This is a genomic window from Flavobacterium ponti (assembly GCF_042652765.1).
GTDB lineage: Bacteria > Bacteroidota > Bacteroidia > Flavobacteriales > Flavobacteriaceae > Flavobacterium > Flavobacterium ponti.
Window position 1 is genome coordinate 211,375 of sequence record NZ_JBHSGW010000004.1, and the last position, 20,764, is coordinate 232,138.

The following is a 20,764-nucleotide window of genomic DNA, read 5'->3' on the forward strand; positions in this document are numbered from 1 at the left end:
TGTAAGATTTCTCAAATTTCTCAAATCTGTGTTCCAAAAAAATAAAATTATCAAAATGAAAAAAATAGTAATCCTAACACTTTCAACTCTTTTCCTAATCTCATGTGGTGGAGAAAAGAAAAATGAAATCGCAACGGAAACTCCAATAGCAGTAAAAGTAAGCGGTACAACCGAAAATGATAATAGTCCGTTTGTAACAGCAAGTGGAAAAATTGAGTCACAAAATAGTGCCAATGTAAGTACAAGAATGATGGGTTATGTAACCAAAGTTCACGTAAAAATGGGACAAAAAGTAAGTCAAGGTCAATTATTGGTAAGCATTAATAACACTGATTTACAAGCCAAAAAAGCACAAGTGGATGCTTCGATTTTACAAGCTACAGCTGGATTTAATAATGCCAAAAAAGATTATGAAAGATTCCAAGCTTTATTTGCACAACAAAGTGCTTCACAAAAAGAGTTAGACGATATGACTTCTCGTTATGAAATGGCAAAAGCAGGTTTAGAAGGAGCCAAACAAATGCGTAACGAAGTGATGGCTCAATTTTCTTATGCAAATATCACAGCACCATTTTCAGGTGAAGTTACTAATACGTTTGTAAAAGAAGGTGATATGGCCAATCCAGGAATGCCTTTAGTAAGTGTGGAAGGAAATGATTTGATGCAAGTAATGGCAATGGTTTCGGAAGGAGATATAACTTCCATTAAAAACGGAATGCCTGTTACGGTTTTAGTAAAATCTTCCAACAAACAATTAAAAGGAAAGGTTAGTGAAGTTAGCGGTTCAGCAACAAACACAGGTGGACAATATTTAGTAAAAATCAATTTAGATAAAACCGATGCAACTATCCTTTCGGGAATGTTCGTTAATGTTCAATTTCCTATTGAAAAACCTAAAGCTAAAACTGAAACTACAAAATCAGATAAAATTTTAGTACCTGAATCAGCCTTAGTAAAGCAAGGTCAATTAACTGGAATTTACACAGTAAGTAACAATGTAGCCATTCTACGTTGGATTAGAATCGGAAAATCATTCGGAAATCAAGTAGAAGTTTTATCAGGATTATCAGCAGATGAAAAATACATCGTTTCTGCTGAAGGGAAATTATATAACGGAGTAAAAGTTAGTGTTCAGTAATTAGTTAAACTGTCAACTTTAAACAGTAAACTTAAAACTTTAAAAAAATGCAAGAAGGTATATCAGGTAAAATAGCCCATTTTTTCATCAATTCTAAATTAACCATTTTATTGATGGTAGGTTTGATGATTATTGGTGTATATAGTTCGTTCTTAATTCCTCGCGAAGAAGAACCACAAATTAATGTTCCTATGGCAGATATCATGATTGGTTATCCAGGAGCAAGTCCAGCTGAAGTAGAAAGTAGAGTGATTAAACCACTCGAAAAAGTTTTGTCAAACATCAAAGGTGTAGAGCATTTACATAGTATGGCTATGAATGGTCAAGCGATGATAATTGTGCAATTCTATGTGGGCGAAGATTCAGAACGTTCGTATGTGAAATTATACGACGAGTTGATGAAAAACGAAAATATTTTTCCAAAAGGAGTATATAAACCAATGGTAAAAACACGTTCCATCGACGATGTTCCGATGTTAGGATTAACACTTTGGAGTGAAACGTTGAATGATTTTGAAATTCGTCAAATTGCAGAAGAAGTAACTTCTGAAATTGAAAAAGTAAAAGACGTTGCCATTACCAAAGAAATTGGTGGAAGAACTCGCGAACTAAAAGTGATTTTGGACAAAGATAAAATGGCCGAAAATGGAGTAGATGCTCTTGGAATTATGCAAATGATTCAAGCCAATAACGGAAGTTCACAATCAGGAAGTTTTGTAAATAATGACCAAGAATACTTAATTACAACAGGAGAATTCTTAGCCACTTCAGAAGATGTAGAAAATTTAGTAGTTGGTGTAAATGCCAATATGCCAGTATATTTAAAACAAGTAGCTAAAATTCAAGACGGACCAGCAACACCAAGAAGTTATGTGTCTTTTGGTTACGGAAAAGCGAATGAAAAATACACCAAAAACAAATCAGAATATCCAGCGGTTACGATTTCAGTAGGAAAAGTAAAAGGAGCTGATGCGATGAAAATTGCAGATAAAATCCTTGAAAAAATTGAAGCTTTAAAGAAAACATTAATCACAGATGATGTACATGTTGAGGTTTCACGTAATTACGGAGAAACAGCTTCACATAAAGTAGGTGAATTATTAATGCACTTAGGAATAGCAATCATAGCCGTAACGCTTTTAGTAATGTTAGCAATGGGTTGGCGTGGTGGATTAGTAGTATTCTTTTCTGTTCCTTTAACGTTTGCATTGACACTATTTGCTTACTACATGTTAGGTTATACGTTAAATAGAATCACTCTTTTTGCCTTAGTTTTCGTAGTAGGAATTGTAGTAGATGACAGTATTATCATAGCTGAAAATATGCACAGACATTTCAAAATGAAGCGATTGCCTTTCAAACAAGCTGCCATTTTTGCGATAAATGAAGTAGGTAATCCAACAATTTTAGCAACGTTTACGGTAATTGCAGCGATTCTTCCAATGGCTTTCGTATCCGGAATGATGGGACCTTATATGAGTCCAATGCCAATCGGTGCTTCTATTGCAATGTTACTTTCGTTGTTTGTTGCTTTAACAGTGACACCTTATTTAGGATATCATTTATTACACGAAAAAGAAGAACAAGAACACAAAGAAGAGCAAGGACTAGAAACGTCTTGGATTTATAGAATGTACAATAAATTGGAGCGTCCATTTTTAGATAATTCTACCAAACGTAGATTAATGTTAGGACTAACAGTTGTTTTATTAGCAGGTTCTGTTTTGATGTTTTTTACGAAATCGGTTTTAGTAAAAATGTTGCCTTTCGATAATAAAAATGAATTTCAGGTTGTGATTGATATGCCAGAAGGTACTACGTTAGAAAGAACAGCTGCTGTAACTCAAGAAATTGCTCAATATTTAACTACCATTCCAGAAGTCGTAGATTATCAAAATTATATTGGAACTTCTGCACCCATTACGTTTAACGGATTAGTTCGTCATTATGATTTGCGTGGTGGAAGTAATATGGCTGATATTCAAGTGAATTTATTACACAAAGCAGATCGTGATTTACAAAGTCATGATATTGCTAAAATCGTTCGTCCAGAAGTGCAAAAAATTGCAAAAAAATATGGTGCGAATGTAAAAATTATTGAAGTGCCACCTGGACCACCCGTTCTTTCGACTTTAGTTGCCGAAATTTATGGACCAGATTATAAACAACAAATAGAAGTTGCTAATCAAGTAAAAGGAATTCTTGAAAAAACAACGGATATTGTGGATGTAGATTGGATGACAGAAGACAATCAAGTGGAATATACTTTAGCTGTAGATAAAGAAAAAGCAATGCTTAACGGAATTGCACCACAACAAGTAGTTGGAAATTTAACCTATTTGTTAAAGGAATATTCAGTTTCTACTTTGTATGATGAAAATTCTAATAATAGTGTCGGAATTGTACTTTCTTTAGATGACAAAGACAAAACTTCTTTGCAAGACATTCAAAACTTAAAAATTAAAGGAAGTCGAGGAAATGTGGTTCCAGTTTCTGATTTGGTGAAAGTAGTTGAAGGAACTTTAGAAAAAACTATTTACAGAAAAGACCAAAAAAGAGTAGTTTATGTAACGGCTGATATGGCTGGAGATTTAGAAAGTCCTGTTTATGCCATTTTAGGAATGAATGAAGAACTTCAAAAAATGAAACTACCAAAAGGCTACAAGGTAAACGAATTGTACATGGAACAACCAACAGATGAAAGCGATTTCACCGTAAAATGGGATGGAGAATGGCAAATTACCTTAGAAGTTTTCCGTGATTTAGGAATTGCTTTTGGAGTAGTAATTGTAATAATTTACATGTTGATTGTAGGTTGGTTCCAAAACTTCAAAACACCAATGGTTATGATGATGGCTATTCCACTTTCTTTGGTCGGAATTGTATTTGGACACTGGTTATTGGGAGCTTATTTTACGGCAACTTCTTTTATTGGAATGATTGCTTTAGCAGGAGTCATGGTGCGAAATTCCGTCTTGCTGATTGATTTTATAGAAATTCGATTAAACGATGGAATTCCTTTAAAACAAGCCATTATCGAAGCTGGAGCTGTAAGAACAACACCAATTTTATTAACAACAGGTGCAGTAGTAATTGGAGCAGTAATCATCCTTTTTGATCCAATTTTCCAAGGATTAGCCATTTCATTGGTATTTGGTGCAATTGTTTCAACGATTTTAACCTTGATTGTTGTACCTATAATTTACTACATCGTTGAAAGAAAAAAATGGGAGAAAAAAGAAGAAGTAATTGAAGAGAATACTAACGAATCTACTATTTAAAAAATATGAAATTACTAATAATAACCGCAATAAAAGAGTTTGAAAAAGATATTATTCAACAATTAAAAATAGCAAAAGTAGAAACGTTCTCATACAAAGAAGTCATTGGATATAGAGATAATACTGAAGATTCATTCGAATCCAATTGGTTTTCTAGTGAAATGAATAAATCAGAATCCTTATTGTTTTATGCTTTTGTAAAAAAGGAAAATGTGGATTTACTATTTGAATCTATAAATGATTTTAATGCCAAGCAAAAAACACTTTCACATATTCATATTGCAGTAATAAATATTGAAAAATCAAATTAAAAAACAGAAGAAATGATAAATAGATTAATAAAAGCAATTGCTGGAACTTTTATAATATTAAGCGTACTTTTAGGAATGTATGTAAATCAAAATTGGTACTGGTTTACCTTTTTTGTGGGAGCCAATTTACTTCAATCCTCATTTACCAATTGGTGTTTGATGGAAGATATTCTTCGAAAAGTTTTTAAAATAAAAGATTAATTTTAAAACAGAAATAAATAATGAAAACGCCATTAATTAGATTTAATGGCGTTTTTATAGTAAAGAATATTCAAAATGTTTATTTACTCTCTTTTTTTAATAATACTAACAGCTGTGCCAGTAATTGCTACAGTTACATAATTACTTGCCGTGAGTTCAATATCAACATTTATTCCTACAACAGCATTAGCATTTAATTTTTCAGCATTCTCTTTTAATTGAGTAAAAGCTTTTTCTTTAACTTCGGAAATACTTTCGCTAATTGCTGCATAATATTTTTCCATACTAAAAGTCATTTTCATTTTTTGAATATTTACAGCAGTTCCGGAAACGATGCCTCTATATTCTAAAATTTTATAATCTTCTACGCTATTGGTTGTTGTTAATATCATAAGTTTTATTTTTTATTAATTAGTAGTTCAATTTATAGTATTGTTACTAAAATTCTTATTTTATTAAATTAAGCATTAAGATTAAAAATTAAAAATAAAATCTAATAAATGCATTAGGAGTTCTTTCTAAAGAAAAAGTATTTACCTTTTCAACAGAGTTAGCATTGTTGTTAATTCGATAATGTTGATTAATAGTGGATTGTGTATTTAAAATATTTTGCATTGAAAAACCAACATCTATTTTAGAATTTTTGCCAAAAGAAAACATGTAAGAACCTGAAAAATTCAATTGAAAATAGTTTTCTAAATTTAATGAATTCGGATCAAGATACAATATTTCTGTATTTTCTGGAACTGATTGCATCACACCTGTAAAAGGTTTTCCGGAAAACCAAATTGTACCTAATGCCAATTTTAAATTATTAAGATCAGTAATTAAAGCAGATTTTAAAGTATGTTTAATCTCAAAATTATTAGCAAAAGTTGAAGGAATTAAAGTATTAAATTCATAATTGTTTTCAGAGAAAGCGTAACTCACCCAAACGGTTATAGGATCGTATTTTTTCTGAATTAAAAACTCACTTCCATAAACCAAATAATTTCCTGATGTTTTTACAAATTCAAATTGATTTTGAAATCCTTGACTATTAGTTGTTATTCCTTCAACTTTTTTGTAAAAATTATCTAGAGTTATTAACCAATTTCTTTTTGAAAATGAAAATCCTAAAGATGCTTGATTACTTTTTATTATAGGAATATTATCATTGTTAGATAAAATCCATCTTCTTTTTTCTAAACCTAAAAAGTCTTGTTGTAAGTCTATAATTTGAGAAATAGTTTGATGTTTTCTTTCTCCTAAAATTTCAAGATTTAGTGATGGCAAAATACTATAATTAAATTGAAGTCTAGGTTCAAAAATGAAAGTATTAAAAGTGTCAATATAATTTTGCCTGATGCCAATTTTGGAAGTTAATTTATTGTTTTTGGAATTGTATTTTAATGTAGCAATTAATGCATGTTCTCTTATAACCTCTTTGATTTTTCTGTAAAATATAGGACTATTTACAGCATCAATATTTCTAACTCCAATTTCATTAAATTGATATCCGTTATAAAATGTGAAATTAGAATTTATATCATGAGTGTTTTCTATCTTTATTCCAGTATCTAAAACAGTATTTTCTTGATTAAAAATTTGGTTGCTTTCAATGGCTTCATTTTCTGAACTTATATTGTAATACGAAGTGTAAAAAGAAATTTCACTGCTATTTTTTGAATTCCATTTGGTATGTAAAGAAGCATTTGCACCATAAGTTTGTTGTTCTAAGCAACTGTTTCGGGTTGTGACGTTATTGTTTTCTGTTTTTGATTGACTAATGTCTAAAACATTTGAGATGCTTAAAATATCAATGAATAAGTTTGTGTTTTTTTTAATTTTTTGATGATATTGAAGTGTAAAATCATAAAAATAAAAATCTTCTTTAGCATTAAAAGGAATGTTTTGATTGTCTAAAGAATTAGTTACAATAGTGTTTTGAAATATTTTATTATAATAATTTCTATATGTTGGTGAAGTAATAAAATCTGTGTAAGAACGTCTTCCACTAATTTCTATATTAGATTTATTGGAAGTTTTTATTTTAGTATAAAAATCTCCATTTATTAAATTTAATCCTATAGCACCAGTAGTTTTTTCAATGGAATCTGTATGAGTTGAAATTAGTACTGTACTGGAAACACTATTCCCAAAAAAAGCAGAAGTTCCGTTTTTTGAAAATGTAATTTTATGAGCTAAATTAGGGTTTAAAGCGGAAATTAACCCAAAAAAGTGACCAGTTTGATAGAGTTGAATACCATTCCAAAGAAATAAATTTTGGTCATGTGTTCCACCTCTTACACTAATATTAGAAATAATTTCATCACTAGTATTAATTCCTGGAATTTGTTGTAAGGTTTGAAAAACATCAGGTTCAGTTAAACCTGGTAGTAATCCTTTCTTTTTTGGATTTATTTCAAAAGTTCCATCTTTTTTCTTTTCAATTCCTTTAGTCAAATATTCTTGTAAAACAATTGAATTTAAATCATTAATTATTCTTTCGATATAAATTTCGGGACAATTTTCGACATATAAACTTGCCGATTGAACTAGTTTTTTTTTGTAATTTAAATGAGAAATCTCTACATCATTTGCCGATTTTATTTTTAATTCGAAATAACCTGAAGCATCAGAAATGGCATAATTAATAGTGTTTTTAATCAGAATAGTTGCATTTTCAATAGGCTCTTTAGTTTCCTTATCATATAAAAATCCACATAAAGGCTTGTCTAGATTTTGATTATTGACTATAGCAATATACTTGTCAGAAATATATTCAAATTTTAATAGAGTTTTATCACTAATATATTTCAATTTAACTTTTAAACTTACATCTGAATCAGGTGGAATAATTTTGAAAACAGCAATTTCTTCTTCTATATAATTAAAAGTTACAGAATGTTGTTCGCTAATTATGGATAAAATGTCTTTTAATAAGATAGCCTTTTCTTTATTTTGAGCTTTTAAACCTAGGATAAAGAAAAGACTAAATAGGAAACAATAATGTTTTGTAGTTAAAATCACTTATTGGTTGAAATTATGTAACTTTTAGTTGAATCTTTTTGAATTTCAAAATGATAGGAAGCCGAAATAATTTGAAGGGCAACATCAATATTATCAGTAGGAATTTTTCCGGTAAATAATTGATTAGTTTCTATATTTTTATAGTTGAATGTTATGTTGTATTGTCTTTCTATTTCTAAAAGTACATTGACTAAATTTTCTTTTTCAAATGAAACCTCTTTATTTATCCATGAAGGTTGAATGTCTAGAATATTTTTGGCAACAATTTTTTGATTATTTTCAAATGAAATTAATTCACCTTTTGTTAAAATAATTTCTTGAGATTTATATTTTACTTTTACTTTTCCTTCAAAGCAAGTTACATCAAACCGATTGTTTCTGGCTTTTACATTAAATTGTGTTCCTAAAACAGTTACTTTTCCCAATGAAGTGTTTACTTCAAATGTTTTGCCTTTTGCTACTTTAAAGTAGGCTTCACCTTTTAAATCTAATGTTCTATTGTTTTCCCAATTCCATTTTTTAAATTCAATTTCAGAATCTGAATTTAGTGCTACTTCAGAATTGTCAGGTAATAAAAAATTAGCTTTATTTCCTATTTCAGCAGATTGAGTTGTAGTTAAAATAGTTTGTGTTCCAAAATACAAACCCAAACCAATCACAAAAATAGCAGCAATTCTTACAAACCAATTTTGTAAAGAGATTACTTTTGAGTCTTTCTTTGATTTTAAAACGTTTTGTAAAATTCTATTTTCATCAAAACTAGGTGTTGATAGAAAAGCTGAATTTTCCTTAATTTTATGCAATAACTCATAGTCTGAATCCTTCTTGAATTCGACTAATTCGTCTTCTGACAATTCATTATTTAGCCATTTGGCCAATTTGTAGTCTTCTTCCATAATTTTTGAATTACAGTATAGTAACAACTAAATTTTAATTTACCCTACCTGAAATTTTCAATTTCTTTTTTGATTTCAATTAATGCTATATGAATTCTCTTTTCAACTGCTTTGACGCTTATATTTAGTTCTTCGGCTATTTCAGCATATTTTTTCCCATCTATTCGATGCATTAAAAAAGCAATTCGTTGTGTTTCATTTATACTTTGTATTGCTTTTAAGAGTTTTGCTCTAAATTCTTCTTGTTGTAAAAGGAATTCTGGATTTTCATTAGTTCTATCTGAATTAGAATTATTTTTTTCATAATTTAAAACCACTTTTTGATGAGCAATAATATTAAGACTAGAATTATTAGCAATAGTATATATGTAGGATTTTGCTTTTTCAATAGAGACATCTTTGCAATTTTGCCATAATTTGATAAAAGCATCTTGAGTTATATCTTCAGCTTGGTTGCTATTACCAAATTTGTAGTATAAATAATTTCTCAAACCTTGCACATTACTTTTAAAAAAAGCAGAAAATTTTTTTTCATCACAAGTATCTGATATTGAATTGTTTTTCATTTTTTATGACTCTGTTACTAGTATAAAAGTAAAAAAATATTTCAAACTAGGTAGGGTATTTTAATTTAATATTGTTTAACTATCAAACCATATAATTTAAAAATATGAAAAATATTATTTTATTAATATTAGTTTCTATATTCATTTTTTCTTGTCAAACCGAAGAAAGTGAAATAATACAGGATAATAATGAAAATTTAACAGCATCATCTCCTTTATTATCATTAGTGGGTAGAGTTTCACAAAATGCAACTTCTCAAGATAATGTTTTAGATAATAGTAGCTGTTTTGCAGTTCAACTTCCAGTGGTTGTAATTGTAAATAATCAACAAATTACGGTTTCAACATCAACAGATTACCAAATTGTTCAAGATGCTATTGACGCATTTTCAAATGATGATGATATTGTGAATTTTAATTATCCGATTACAATTGTTTATCAAAATTTTTCAACTCAAGTAATATTAAATTCGAATGCATTTGATGATGTCCTTGATGATTGTGGAGAAGATGATGATTTTGATGAAATTGATTGTATAAGTATTAATTATCCAATAGTAATCAATGTGTATAATTCAAATAATCAATTAGCAAATACAGTGACAATTCTAAATGATGTACAATTATATAATTTTATTGAAAATTTAGATAGTAGTGATTTAATAGCTATAAATTATCCTATATCATTACAAAATTCAAATGGCCAAACAATTGTTATTGACTCTAACAATGAATTAGAAAATTTTATTGAAGATGCTATTGATGATTGTGATAATTCTTCTGGTGGAAGTGGAGGAACAACAACTTTAGCTAATATTATTACAAACGGTACTTGGTATATTTCATATTATTTTGATGACGTAGATGAAACTTCAAATTACAACGGTTATAATTTTACATTCAATTCTAATGGAACTTCAATTGCTATAAAAAATTCAACTTCGATTAATGGAACTTGGTCAAATTATATAGATAGTGGTCAAGAAAAATTAGAACTTGTTTTTGATGGATTAACTTTAGATGAGCTAGAAGACGATTGGAGAATAATTGAATTTTCATCAAACATCATTAAATTAAAAGATGTAAGCGGAGGAAATGGAGGAACAGATTATTTATACTTTACAAAAAATTAATTAAAAATAAATATAAACTTAAATACTTAAAACAATGAGAAAACTAAAATTAATTCCTTTATTAGCAATGATATTTATGCTAAACGTAGCTTCAATGTGCAGTAATGATGATGATTCACCAAATCCATCAAATAATTCAGATCCAACACCTGTAATAAATACAGTTACTCAAGGAACTTGGAGAATAACTTTTTATGAGGATTCTGGTGAAAATCATACAAACTATTTTACAGGATATAACTTCACTTTTGGCTCTTCTAATGTGTTAACTGCATCTAATGGAACAAATACATACACTGGTACTTGGTCTGTTACAAATAGCAATAGTAATGACGATAGTCCAAGTAATGATTTAGATTTTAATATTTTATTTTCTTCACCATCTTATTTTGCAGATGAATTGTCAGATGATTGGGATATTTTATCAAGAACAGATACTAAAATAGAATTAGTTGATGTAAGTGGAGGAAATGGTGGAACTGACTACCTTACATTTGAAAAAAATTAACTTTATACCTTTTTGCCTTTCTATAACCAGTCTAAAATTAGGCTGGTTTTTTTATTTTTTTAACCAAAATTCACCTTTGCAACTTTATAACTTTATACTATCTTTGCATCTTATTAAAATCACAAACCATTATGTTTAATAATTTAACAGATAAATTAGATAAAGCGTTTCATATATTAAAAGGTCACGGAAAAATTACCGATGTCAATGTTGCCGATACCTTAAAAGAAGTTCGTAGAGCTTTATTAGATGCCGATGTTAACTTCAAAATTGCTAAAGATTTTACCACTAAAGTAAAAGAAAAAGCAATTGGACAAAACGTATTAACTAGTTTACAACCAGGTCAATTATTGGTAAAAGTTGTTAAAGACGAATTAACCGAATTAATGGGTGGAGATGTTGAAGGAATTAATTTATCTGGAACACCATCAGTAATTTTAATGTCAGGTTTACAAGGTTCTGGTAAAACAACTTTTTCTGGAAAATTAGCCAATTATCTAAAAACTAAAAAGAATAAAAAACCATTATTGGTAGCTTGTGATATTTATCGTCCAGCGGCAATTAATCAGTTGCACGTAGTAGGTGATCAAATTGGTGTTGAGGTTTATTCTGAGCCAGAAAATAAAAACCCAGTTGAGATAGCTCAAAATGCAATAAAACATGCCAAATCAAATGGATTTAATGTTGTAATTGTCGATACAGCTGGTCGTTTAGCAATAGACGAACAAATGATGAACGAAATTGCTGAAGTTCATAAAGCAATTAAACCACAAGAAACTTTGTTTGTTGTAGATTCAATGACTGGACAAGATGCTGTAAATACAGCAAAAGCTTTCAATGATAAATTGAATTTTGACGGAGTTATTCTTACGAAATTAGATGGTGATACAAGAGGTGGAGCCGCTATTTCTATTAAGTCAGTAGTTGATAAACCTATTAAATTTATTGGTACAGGTGAAAAGATGGATGCTATTGATGTATTCTATCCTTCACGTATGGCTGATAGAATTTTAGGTATGGGAGACGTTGTTTCTCTTGTGGAAAGAGCTCAAGAACAATATGACGAAGAAGAAGCAAGAAAAATTCAGAAAAAAATTGCTAAAAATGAATTTGGTTTTGATGATTTCTTATCTCAAATTCAACAAATTAAGAAAATGGGTAGCATGAAAGACTTGGTAGGTATGATACCAGGTGCAGGAAAAGCTATGAAAGACGTAGAAATTGAAGATGATGCTTTTAAACATATTGAAGCAATCATTCATTCTATGACTCCAGCGGAAAGAAGTAAACCTTCCTTAATTGATGTAAAAAGGAAAAATAGAATTGCCAAAGGTTCAGGTACAAAAATTGAACAAGTCAATCAATTGATGAAACAATTTGACCAAATGAGCAAAATGATGAAAATGATGCAAGGTGGTGGAGGCAAAAACATGATGCGAATGATGCAAGGCATGAAAGGAATGAGATAATTATCTGACGCGTTTTTACGCGTCTTTTTTTTAGATAAAAAATACAACTACAAATACTCAACAACACACACAAAATGATTTTATTAGACGGTAAAAAAGTATCAGAAGATATTAAAAACGAAATTACAGCAGAAGTTAACAAAATGAAAGCTAATGGTGAAAAAGTTCCTCATTTAGCAGCTGTAATTGTTGGAAATGATGGTGCAAGTTTAACTTATGTTGGTAGCAAAGTAAAAGCTTGTGAAAGAATAGGTTTTGAATCTACTTTAGTTAAAATGCCTAGTACTACTTCTGAAACAGAATTACTAAAAAAAATAAAAGAACTAAATCAAGATGATAATATTGATGGATTTATAGTTCAATTGCCTTTACCAGAACAAATTGATACTCAAAAAGTATTAATGGCAATTGATCCAAGTAAAGATGTTGATGGATTTCACCCAGAAAATTTTGGAAAAATGGCTTTGGATATGACCACTTTTATTCCAGCAACACCTTTTGGAATTTTAGAGTTGTTAGAACGTTATAATGTGGAAACTAAAGGAAAACATACTGTTGTAATTGGTCGTAGTCACATTGTTGGTCGTCCAATGAGTATTTTGATGGGAAGAAAAGGGTTTCCAGGAAATTCCACAGTTACTTTGACACACAGTCATACTAAGAACATCAATCAAATTACAAGTCAAGCTGATATTATCATTACTGCTTTAGGAGTTCCAAATTACTTAAAAGCTGAAATGGTTAAAGATGATGTTGTAATTATTGATGTAGGAATTACTCGTGTTACTGATGAAACTACAGAAAAAGGATATAGAATTACTGGTGATGTTGATTTTGAAAATGTTTCTAAAAAAGCATCATATATTACACCAGTTCCAGGTGGAGTAGGACCAATGACTATTGCTATGTTGTTGAAAAACACTTTGTTGGCAAGAGAGCAAAGAAAAGCTAAGAATTTATAATACATTTTAAAACAATAGGGAATTTCACAAATCGACACGATTATTTTAGTGTAAATTTGTGAAATTTTTATTTATAACAGTTTCTTCAAAATGATAATAATCAAAGCCACAAAATCGCAATTATCCATAGTTCGAGATTTAGCTTACAAGATTTGGCCAACAGCTTATGGTGAAATTTTATCAGAAGCTCAATTGAATTATATGTTGGATAAATTCTATAGTTTGGAATCTTTAACTGAACAAATGGAACAAAGAAAACATATTTTTTTATTGGCTGAAGAAGATGATAAATACATAGGATTTTCTTCTTATGAATTGCATATTGATAATCACAAAACCAAGATTCATAAAATATATGTCTTGCCAGAAACTCAAGGGAAAGGTTTTGGAGTCCAATTTATAAATGAAATTGAAAAAAGAGCTCAAGAAGCAAATAATAAACTCTTGTTTTTAAATGTAAATCGTTTCAACAAAGCCCAATATTTTTATAAAAAATTAGGTTTCGAAATTGCTTATGAAGAAGATATCGAAATAGGTACCGGTTATTTAATGGAAGATTTTGTAATGGAGAAAAAAATATAGTTTTAAGTTATGGCTTATTTTTACAAAATTTAAATTTCAATTAATTTATTAATCATTTTTCTTTTCTAGACTTAATGAATAAGGGACATCATTTGATTGACTTCCCCAGTTTTTATTTGGATTTTCATCTAAATTAAAAATAAACTCTCCACCATTTTGGATGTCTGAATAGCGAATATAATTAGGACTATATTTTTTTCCATTCAAACTTGTAGATTGAATATAGTAATTTTTGCTAGAGTTATTGTTTGATTTTATGGTGAAAGTCTTTCCGTTTTCAAGACTTAAAACGGCTTCGTCAAATAATGGACTTCCTATAACATATTGGTCAACTCCTGGAGTAACAGGATAAAAACCTAAGGCACTAAACACATACCAAGCTGAAGTTTGTCCGTTGTCTTCGTCACCACAATAACCATCTGGTGTTGCACTATATAGTTTAGTCAATACCTCTCTAATTTTTTCTTGAGTTTTATAAGGTGCTTTTGCATAATTGTAGAGATAAATCATGTGTTGTATAGGTTGATTTCCGTGTGCATAATTTCCCATATTTACAATTTGCATTTCTCTAATCTCATGAATTGTTCCTCCATAATAAGAATCATCAAAAAGAGGAGGCATCTCAAAAACCGTATCCAATTGTTTGATGAAGTTTTCATTTCCACCCATTAAATCAATAAGACCTTGAACGTCGTGAAATACGGACCAAGTATAATGCAAACTATTTCCTTCTGTAAAAGCATCACCCCATTTTAATGGATTAAAGGGACTTTGAAAACTACCATCTTCATTTTTTCCTCGCATTAAATTTGTTGAAGTATCAAACACATTTTTATAGTTCATAGACTGTTTGTAATATTTCGTTGCAATTTCCTTTTTGCCTAATTTTTCAGCCATTTTTGCAAGTGTAAAATCAGCATAAGCATATTCTAAAGTTCTAGCAACATTTTCATTTATATCAACATTGTAGGGCACATAACCAAGTTTTGTATAATAATTTAGACCTTCTCTTCCTACTGATTCCATTGGTCTTCCTTCTTCTATGGTTGCATTTTTTAAAATAGCTTCAAATAGTATTTCAGCTTCACTACTATCAATGTTTCCTTTTAAAAAAGCATCAGAGATTATTGGAGTTGAATTTGAACCAATCATACAATTTCTATGACCTGGACTTGCCCATTCTGGAAGCCAACCCGACTCTTTATAAGTATTAGCAAGACCACTCATTATTTTACTATTCAAGTCAGGATACATCATGTTAAAAAAAGGATAAACTGCTCTAAAGGTATCCCAAAAACCGTTATCAGTGAACATGTAACCTGGCAAAACTTTACCGTTATAAGGGCTATAATGAACTACTTCATTCTTTTCATTGTACTCATAAAACTTTCTAGGAAAAAGTAATACTCTATACAAACAAGAATAAAAAGTTTTAATATTATCTGTATTGCTATCTGAAATTTTTATTTTATTTAGCTCATTTTCCCAAGACTCTTTAGCTTTTTGCTTGATTTCATCAAATGAGTTTTTTCCAATTTCACGTGATAAATTTAATTCAGCTTGTTCAAGACTAATAAAAGAAGAAGCTACATTTGCATGAACAACTTCCCCTTTTTTTGTTTTAAATCCAATTATTGCACCTACATGTTTTCCTTCACTACTTAATTGATTTTCTTGTAATTTCCAATCATCACCCCAAGTATTTGTAATTTCAAAATCTTTATCAAATTCAATTACAAAGTAGTTATGAAAATTAGATGGAACACCACCACTATTGTTTCTGCAATAACCTATTATTTTTCTTTCATTCGGTAAAATTTTAACCATTGACCCTTTAAAAAAAGCATCTAATAAAATATATGAAGTTTCAGATTTTGGAAATGTAAATTTGAAAGAAGCAGCTCTTTCTGTGGGAGCAACTTCAACAACAACATCATAATCTGCTAAATAAACTTTATAATAATAAGGTTTTACAACTTCGGCTTTATGTGAGAACCATGATTCTCGTTCATTTTCTTCAAATTTTAATTTACCTGTTACAGCCATTAATGAAAACGCACCGTAATCATTTATCCAAGGACTAGGTTGATGTGTCTGTTTTATGCCTCTAATTTTATTTTCATTGTATTTGTAAGTCCACCCATCACCCATTTTTGAAGTCATAGGTGTCCAAAAATTCATAGCCCAAGGAGTTGCAATTGCAGGATAAGTATTACCATTGGATAAACTATATTTTGAATCTGTACCCATTAGAGGGTTTACAAATTCTACTAACTCTCTTTTAGGTTCCTTTTTAAAATATAAATCTTTATTAGCTTTACTGCATGATAAACTTAAAAATAATATAAACACTAAAATTGATGCAGTTTTAAATTTCATTTTCTTATATAATTTAAGTTAATTATTCTCTATAAAAATTATTTTTGATCTTTCTTCTAAATCAGTATAATCAATAGGTTCTTTAATAGATTGTTTTCCAACATTTAATACCATTTTAGTATGTTTGATAACTGCTTTTTTTTGGTCTTCTTTTTTGGCAAATTGATAAATTGTAATTAAACCTTCCATTAGTTTAATTATTACTGCTGTACTTCCTGCAGAAAATTGACGAATTTGATTGAAAGAAGCATCCATTAGACCTTCAAAATTTGTAATATTAGCTATCATGCGTAAATTTCCTTTTTCATCAATTCTGTATTTTGATGGAAAATTAGTTTTCGTAAAAAGACAAAGAGAAGCTGTTAAATTGTCAATGCATGTCATAGCAGTGTAAGGATCATTGACTCCAGGAGAAAGAGCACGTGAAGCTATTTCCACCATTTGATGAATTGAAAATTCAACATCTTGATCACCAACTTTTGTTTTTCCTATCACAAATTGATTGCAAATGTTTTTTATTTCTTCTTTCTCCAAAATATTATTGGAATAAACTTTAGCGATTTCAATATCCTCAACTAAATGATCACCAGGTCTAAAATTTAGCTCTATTAGTACATCAAGTTTACAAGCTATCTTTAGTAATGTTTCACCATCAATATACTGTAAATAACCATTTTTTTGTGATTTTATAGCCAATGAATTTAAATATTTTGATTTTATATTGTCAACAATATTTATTTTTTCTTCTTCTAAAGGTTTTCCAATTTCTGATGGAAATAAAGAATCTATTTGTTTGTAAATAGTAGTAGAAATATCAGAAATAACTTTGTCTGCTTGAATACTTGTGGCTATTTTATGAATGAATATAATTAGAAGAATAATATTAACCAATGCAGCAATAATAGCAATTAGAATAGAAATAATGGGCATAAAAGTATATGAATCATTCTCTTTTATGGCATTTAAAACAAAAAGGCAGTACAAATACGTGGCAACATAAGAACCTAAAACCACTTGATTAAGTCTTACATACATGAAATTTTTAATCAATCTTGGTCCAAATTGTGATGAAGCTAAAGTCAAAGCAACAAGAGTTACCGAGAAAACAGTTCCTGCGACACCAATCATTGCTCCAGATATAGTAGATAAGATACTACGAGCAGAATCAGCACTATTTACAAAAAAATATTTGCCAATTCCATCTTGAGATAATTGCACTCCTTGGTCAACAATAACTAATCCTACAGCAAGAAAAATGGAGATAATGATTATTAAAACTGGAATAAACCAAAAAGTAGCCATTAATTTTTTATAGAAGAACAGTATTTTTTTCATATTAGAAATTAATTTTTCAGACTACTTTTTTGAGGTTAAGTAAATTTAACACAAAACTTTTCTACTACAAAGAAAGATAGTAACTTTTATAAAAATTGGGTTTATTTCTTTTTGAAAATTTTTGTAGGTGTAGCTCTTTGACCAGGAATATTTCTGTCTACTTTTGGCAAACTAGCTTCTTCTGTTTTACTTGAAGGTTCAATCAATTGGTTTAATTGCGTAATTTCAGCTTCCGTTAAATCTCTATATTTTCCAACAGGAATGTCTAAAGAAATATTAATGATTCGAGTTCGTTTTAAGGCAACCACTTCATAGTCTAAATATTCACACATTCTACGAATTTGACGATTCAATCCTTGGGTCAAAATAATTCGGAAAACAGTTTTGCTAATTTGTTCGACTTTACATTTTCTAGTTAAAGTATCTAAAATAGGAATTCCATTAGCCATTCTTTGAATAAAACGTTCTGTGATTGTTTTATTTACAGTAACAATATATTCTTTTTCGTGATTGTTTCTAGCTCTAAGAATTTTATTGACAATATCACCATCGTTTGTCATGAAAATTAAACCTTCACTGGCTTTGTCTAAACGACCAATAGGGAAAATACGCTCTGGATAATTGATGTAATCTACAATATTATCTCGAACACTTTGATTGGTTGTACATTCAATTCCAACAGGTTTATGAAAGGCTAAATAGATTCGCTTTTCAGTATTTTCATTAATCAAAACACCATCAACTCTAACTTCATCTTTAGAAGTGATTTTAGTACCCATTTCTGGCACAACACCATTAATTGTGACTCTTCCTTGGTCAATTAATTTATCGGCTTCTCTGCGAGAACAATAACCAGATTCTGATAAAAATTTATTAATACGTGTTGCATTTTCTTCCATAAAGCAAAGATATGAATTATCAATTACGAATTACGAATTATTTGAAACTTAAGTTAGTTATATATTTTTATTTTTTGAGAAGCTATTTTTGCATTGAGAGGAACTGAACTGATTTCAGGTTGACTAAATTGGGTTTAATTTTAAAGCAAAAAAAATCCCGATTTTCATCGGGATTCATATTACATTTTTGCGAAAAGCTTTTCCATTTTTTCTTTTTCTTCATCAGCTAACATACTGTCGACTAAAATACGTCCACTATGTTCGTCTGTGATGATTTTCTTTCTACCAGCAATTTCCATTTGAGTTTGTGGTGGAATTGTAAAGAAAGAACCAGCTGAAGCTCCACGTTCGATAGAAACAACTGCCATTCCGTTTCTTACACTAGATCTAATTCTGTTGTAAGCGTTTAACAATCTTTCTTCTATTTGCTTTTGATATTCTTCTGATTTTTTCATCAAGAAAGTTTCTTCCTTTTCAGTTTCAGATAAAATATCGTTTAATTCAGCTTTTTTATGTTTTAAGTGTGTTTGTTTAGTTTCTAAACGCTCTTTAGATTGAGCAATAACTTCTTTTTTGTGTTCCATTGAAGCTTTCATCTCTTTAATGTGCTTTTCAGCCAATTGAATTTCTAATTCTTGAAATTCCATTTCTTTAGCTAAAGAGTTGAATTCTCTATTATTACGAACATTGTTTTGTTGTTCTAAATATTTTTTGATAGAAGTTTTATGTTCGTCAATTGCGTTTTTCTTTTCCTTGATTTTTTCATCAATTCCTTCCAAGTCAGCTTTTAACTTATCTAAACGAGTAGTCAAACCTGCTACTTCGTCTTCTAAATCTTCAACTTCTAAAGGTAATTCACCTCTTACATTTCTGATTTCATCAATTTTAGAATCGATTAGTTGCAAAGCATATAATGCTCTTAATTTTTCTTCAACGCTTAATTCTTTTGTAGTCGCCATATTTTAAAAGTACTTAACTGGATTTGTATTTTCTTCTGATAAAATGATTGCAAAATTAGTGATTTTTTCTTTAAGATAATCAACAATATAGTTTTTTGTAAATCTTTCACTCTCAAAGTGACCAATATCCGCTAATAAAAGTTGATTTTCAGCTTCATAAAATTGATGGTATTTCAAATCTGCCGTAAGGTAAGCATCTGCTCCAGAGTTAATTGCGTTTTTAATGGCATAACTTCCAGAACCACCTAAAACGGCTACTTTTTTAATTGTTTTTCCAGTGAAATTACTGTGTCGAATGCCTTTGCAATCTAGTTTTTCACGAATTAATTGTAAGAAATCTGTTTCTGAAAGAGCATTTTTAAGTGAACCAACTCTTCCTAAACCAATATTTTGATGTTCGTTTTCAGTATTGTAAATTTCATAAGCAACCTCTTCATATACATGATTTGAAAATAAAGCTTTTAATATTTTTGATTGCAAATGTTTTTCAAAAGTAACTTCAATTTTAATTTCTTGAGCTTCTACAAATTCAAATTGTGAGCCTACTTCAGGATTGCTATTTTCATTTCCCATATAAGTTCCAATTCCTTGACTATTGAAACTGCAATCTTCATAATTACCAATGTTTCCAGCACCAGCTTCAAAAAGAGCATTTCTTAATTCTTGAGCATTTTCAGGAACGGTATAAGTCACTAATTTTTGGATGTAATTTTGTTTTGGGATTAAAACTTTAGAATCTTCAATTCCTATAGCATCACAAAAAATTTTATTTACACCATTTTTATGATTGTCTAAAGCAGTGTGAACAGCATAAATAGCAACATCATTTTTTATTGCTTTTATAATTGCTCTTTCAACGTAATTCTTTCCCGTAATTTTTTTCAAACCACTAAAAAGAATTGGGTGAAAGCAAACTACCAAGTTACATTTTTTAGCAATAGCTTCATCAATAACGTTTTCTAAAGCATCGTGACAAACTAAAATACCAGTTAAATTAGCATTAGAATCTCCAACAAGTAAGCCTACGTTGTCAAAACTTTCAGCATAACCAAGTGGTGCCATTTCTTCGAGAATTGCTAGTGTGTCTTTGATTTTCATTTGAAAGTAAATTTAGTTAAACAAAGTAACGAATA

The 20,764-nt window shown here is 29.5% G+C and carries 18 protein-coding genes; 9 read left to right on the forward strand and 9 right to left on the reverse strand.

Translation table 11 applies throughout. The annotated features are described in order from the left end of the window. Positions 1-55 precede the first annotated feature (55 nt). Genes ACFO3U_RS06325 through ACFO3U_RS06340 form a run of 4 tightly spaced genes read left to right on the forward strand, consistent with a single transcriptional unit; the run spans position 56 to position 4,931 of the window. Positions 56-1,138 (forward strand): efflux RND transporter periplasmic adaptor subunit, encoded by a 1,083-nt coding sequence (locus ACFO3U_RS06325; RefSeq protein WP_379739362.1) that lies wholly within the window; start codon positions 56-58, stop codon positions 1,136-1,138. 47 nt (positions 1,139-1,185) lie between these two features. Then, on the forward strand, positions 1,186-4,419 hold the full coding sequence (locus tag ACFO3U_RS06330; RefSeq protein ID WP_379739365.1) for an efflux RND transporter permease subunit: 3,234 nt from the start codon (positions 1,186-1,188) through the stop codon (positions 4,417-4,419). Positions 4,420-4,424: 5 nt separating this feature from the next. Beyond that, entirely contained in the window at positions 4,425-4,730 is a 306-nt protein-coding gene (locus tag ACFO3U_RS06335; protein WP_379739368.1) for a hypothetical protein, read from the forward strand. Between the two features lie 12 nt (positions 4,731-4,742). Further along, complete coding sequence (locus ACFO3U_RS06340) at positions 4,743-4,931, forward strand: YgaP family membrane protein (protein WP_379739372.1); 189 nt, start codon at positions 4,743-4,745, stop codon at positions 4,929-4,931. A gap of 83 nt (positions 4,932-5,014) precedes the next feature. Here the strand turns inward: ACFO3U_RS06340 and ACFO3U_RS06345 are convergent, their stop codons facing one another. The 4 genes from ACFO3U_RS06345 to ACFO3U_RS06360 form a co-directional block, all read right to left on the reverse strand. Further along, a complete protein-coding gene (locus ACFO3U_RS06345) occupies positions 5,015-5,323 on the reverse strand; it encodes a YbjQ family protein (RefSeq protein WP_379739375.1) in 309 nt (102 codons plus the stop codon). An 88-nt stretch (positions 5,324-5,411) separates the two neighbouring features. Next, the gene (locus ACFO3U_RS06350; RefSeq protein WP_379739378.1) at positions 5,412-7,943 is read right to left on the reverse strand and encodes a TonB-dependent receptor; all 2,532 of its coding nucleotides are present in this window, start codon (positions 7,941-7,943) and stop codon (positions 5,412-5,414) included. Next, positions 7,940-8,839, reverse strand: a complete 900-nt coding sequence (locus ACFO3U_RS06355) for a FecR family protein (protein WP_379739381.1) — start codon at positions 8,837-8,839, stop codon at positions 7,940-7,942. Before ACFO3U_RS06355 ends, ACFO3U_RS06350 begins: the two co-directional genes overlap by 4 nt. Before the next feature lie 44 nt (positions 8,840-8,883). Then, a complete protein-coding gene (locus tag ACFO3U_RS06360; RefSeq protein ID WP_379739384.1) occupies positions 8,884-9,405 on the reverse strand; it encodes an RNA polymerase sigma factor in 522 nt (173 codons plus the stop codon). Positions 9,406-9,509: 104 nt separating this feature from the next. On the opposite strand from ACFO3U_RS06360, the gene ACFO3U_RS06365 reads away from it, so the two are divergent. The 5 genes from ACFO3U_RS06365 to ACFO3U_RS06385 all read left to right on the forward strand — a co-directional run bounded on the left by ACFO3U_RS06365 (position 9,510) and on the right by ACFO3U_RS06385 (position 14,059). Then, entirely contained in the window at positions 9,510-10,538 is a 1,029-nt protein-coding gene (locus ACFO3U_RS06365) for a hypothetical protein (RefSeq protein WP_379739387.1), read from the forward strand. Between the two features lie 34 nt (positions 10,539-10,572). Beyond that, positions 10,573-11,046 carry a hypothetical protein gene (locus tag ACFO3U_RS06370; RefSeq protein ID WP_379739390.1) on the forward strand — a complete coding sequence of 158 codons (474 nt, stop codon included), beginning with the start codon at positions 10,573-10,575 and terminating at the stop codon, positions 11,044-11,046. A 131-nt stretch (positions 11,047-11,177) separates the two neighbouring features. After that, positions 11,178-12,515 carry a signal recognition particle protein gene (gene ffh / locus ACFO3U_RS06375; protein ID WP_379739393.1) on the forward strand — a complete coding sequence of 446 codons (1,338 nt, stop codon included), beginning with the start codon at positions 11,178-11,180 and terminating at the stop codon, positions 12,513-12,515. Positions 12,516-12,589: 74 nt separating this feature from the next. Further along, a complete protein-coding gene (locus tag ACFO3U_RS06380) occupies positions 12,590-13,477 on the forward strand; it encodes a bifunctional 5,10-methylenetetrahydrofolate dehydrogenase/5,10-methenyltetrahydrofolate cyclohydrolase (RefSeq protein WP_379739396.1) in 888 nt (295 codons plus the stop codon). Positions 13,478-13,567: 90 nt separating this feature from the next. After that, a complete protein-coding gene (locus ACFO3U_RS06385; protein ID WP_379739399.1) occupies positions 13,568-14,059 on the forward strand; it encodes a GNAT family N-acetyltransferase in 492 nt (163 codons plus the stop codon). 48 nt (positions 14,060-14,107) lie between these two features. On the opposite strand, the gene ACFO3U_RS06390 is transcribed toward ACFO3U_RS06385, so the two are convergent. From ACFO3U_RS06390 to ACFO3U_RS06410, 5 genes are all read right to left on the reverse strand, one after another. Next, a complete protein-coding gene (locus ACFO3U_RS06390; protein WP_379739402.1) occupies positions 14,108-16,438 on the reverse strand; it encodes a GH92 family glycosyl hydrolase in 2,331 nt (776 codons plus the stop codon). Positions 16,439-16,456: 18 nt separating this feature from the next. Next, positions 16,457-17,773, reverse strand: a complete 1,317-nt coding sequence (locus ACFO3U_RS06395) for a DUF2254 domain-containing protein (RefSeq protein WP_379739405.1) — start codon at positions 17,771-17,773, stop codon at positions 16,457-16,459. 101 nt (positions 17,774-17,874) lie between these two features. Continuing rightward, positions 17,875-18,672: a 23S rRNA pseudouridine(2604) synthase RluF gene (gene rluF, locus ACFO3U_RS06400; protein WP_379739408.1), complete on the reverse strand. Its 798-nt coding sequence runs from the start codon at positions 18,670-18,672 to the stop codon at positions 17,875-17,877. A 179-nt stretch (positions 18,673-18,851) separates the two neighbouring features. Further along, the gene (locus ACFO3U_RS06405; protein ID WP_379739411.1) at positions 18,852-19,631 is read right to left on the reverse strand and encodes a zinc ribbon domain-containing protein; all 780 of its coding nucleotides are present in this window, start codon (positions 19,629-19,631) and stop codon (positions 18,852-18,854) included. Positions 19,632-19,634: 3 nt separating this feature from the next. After that, positions 19,635-20,729: a Nif3-like dinuclear metal center hexameric protein gene (locus tag ACFO3U_RS06410; protein ID WP_379739414.1), complete on the reverse strand. Its 1,095-nt coding sequence runs from the start codon at positions 20,727-20,729 to the stop codon at positions 19,635-19,637. Positions 20,730-20,764 lie beyond the last annotated feature (35 nt).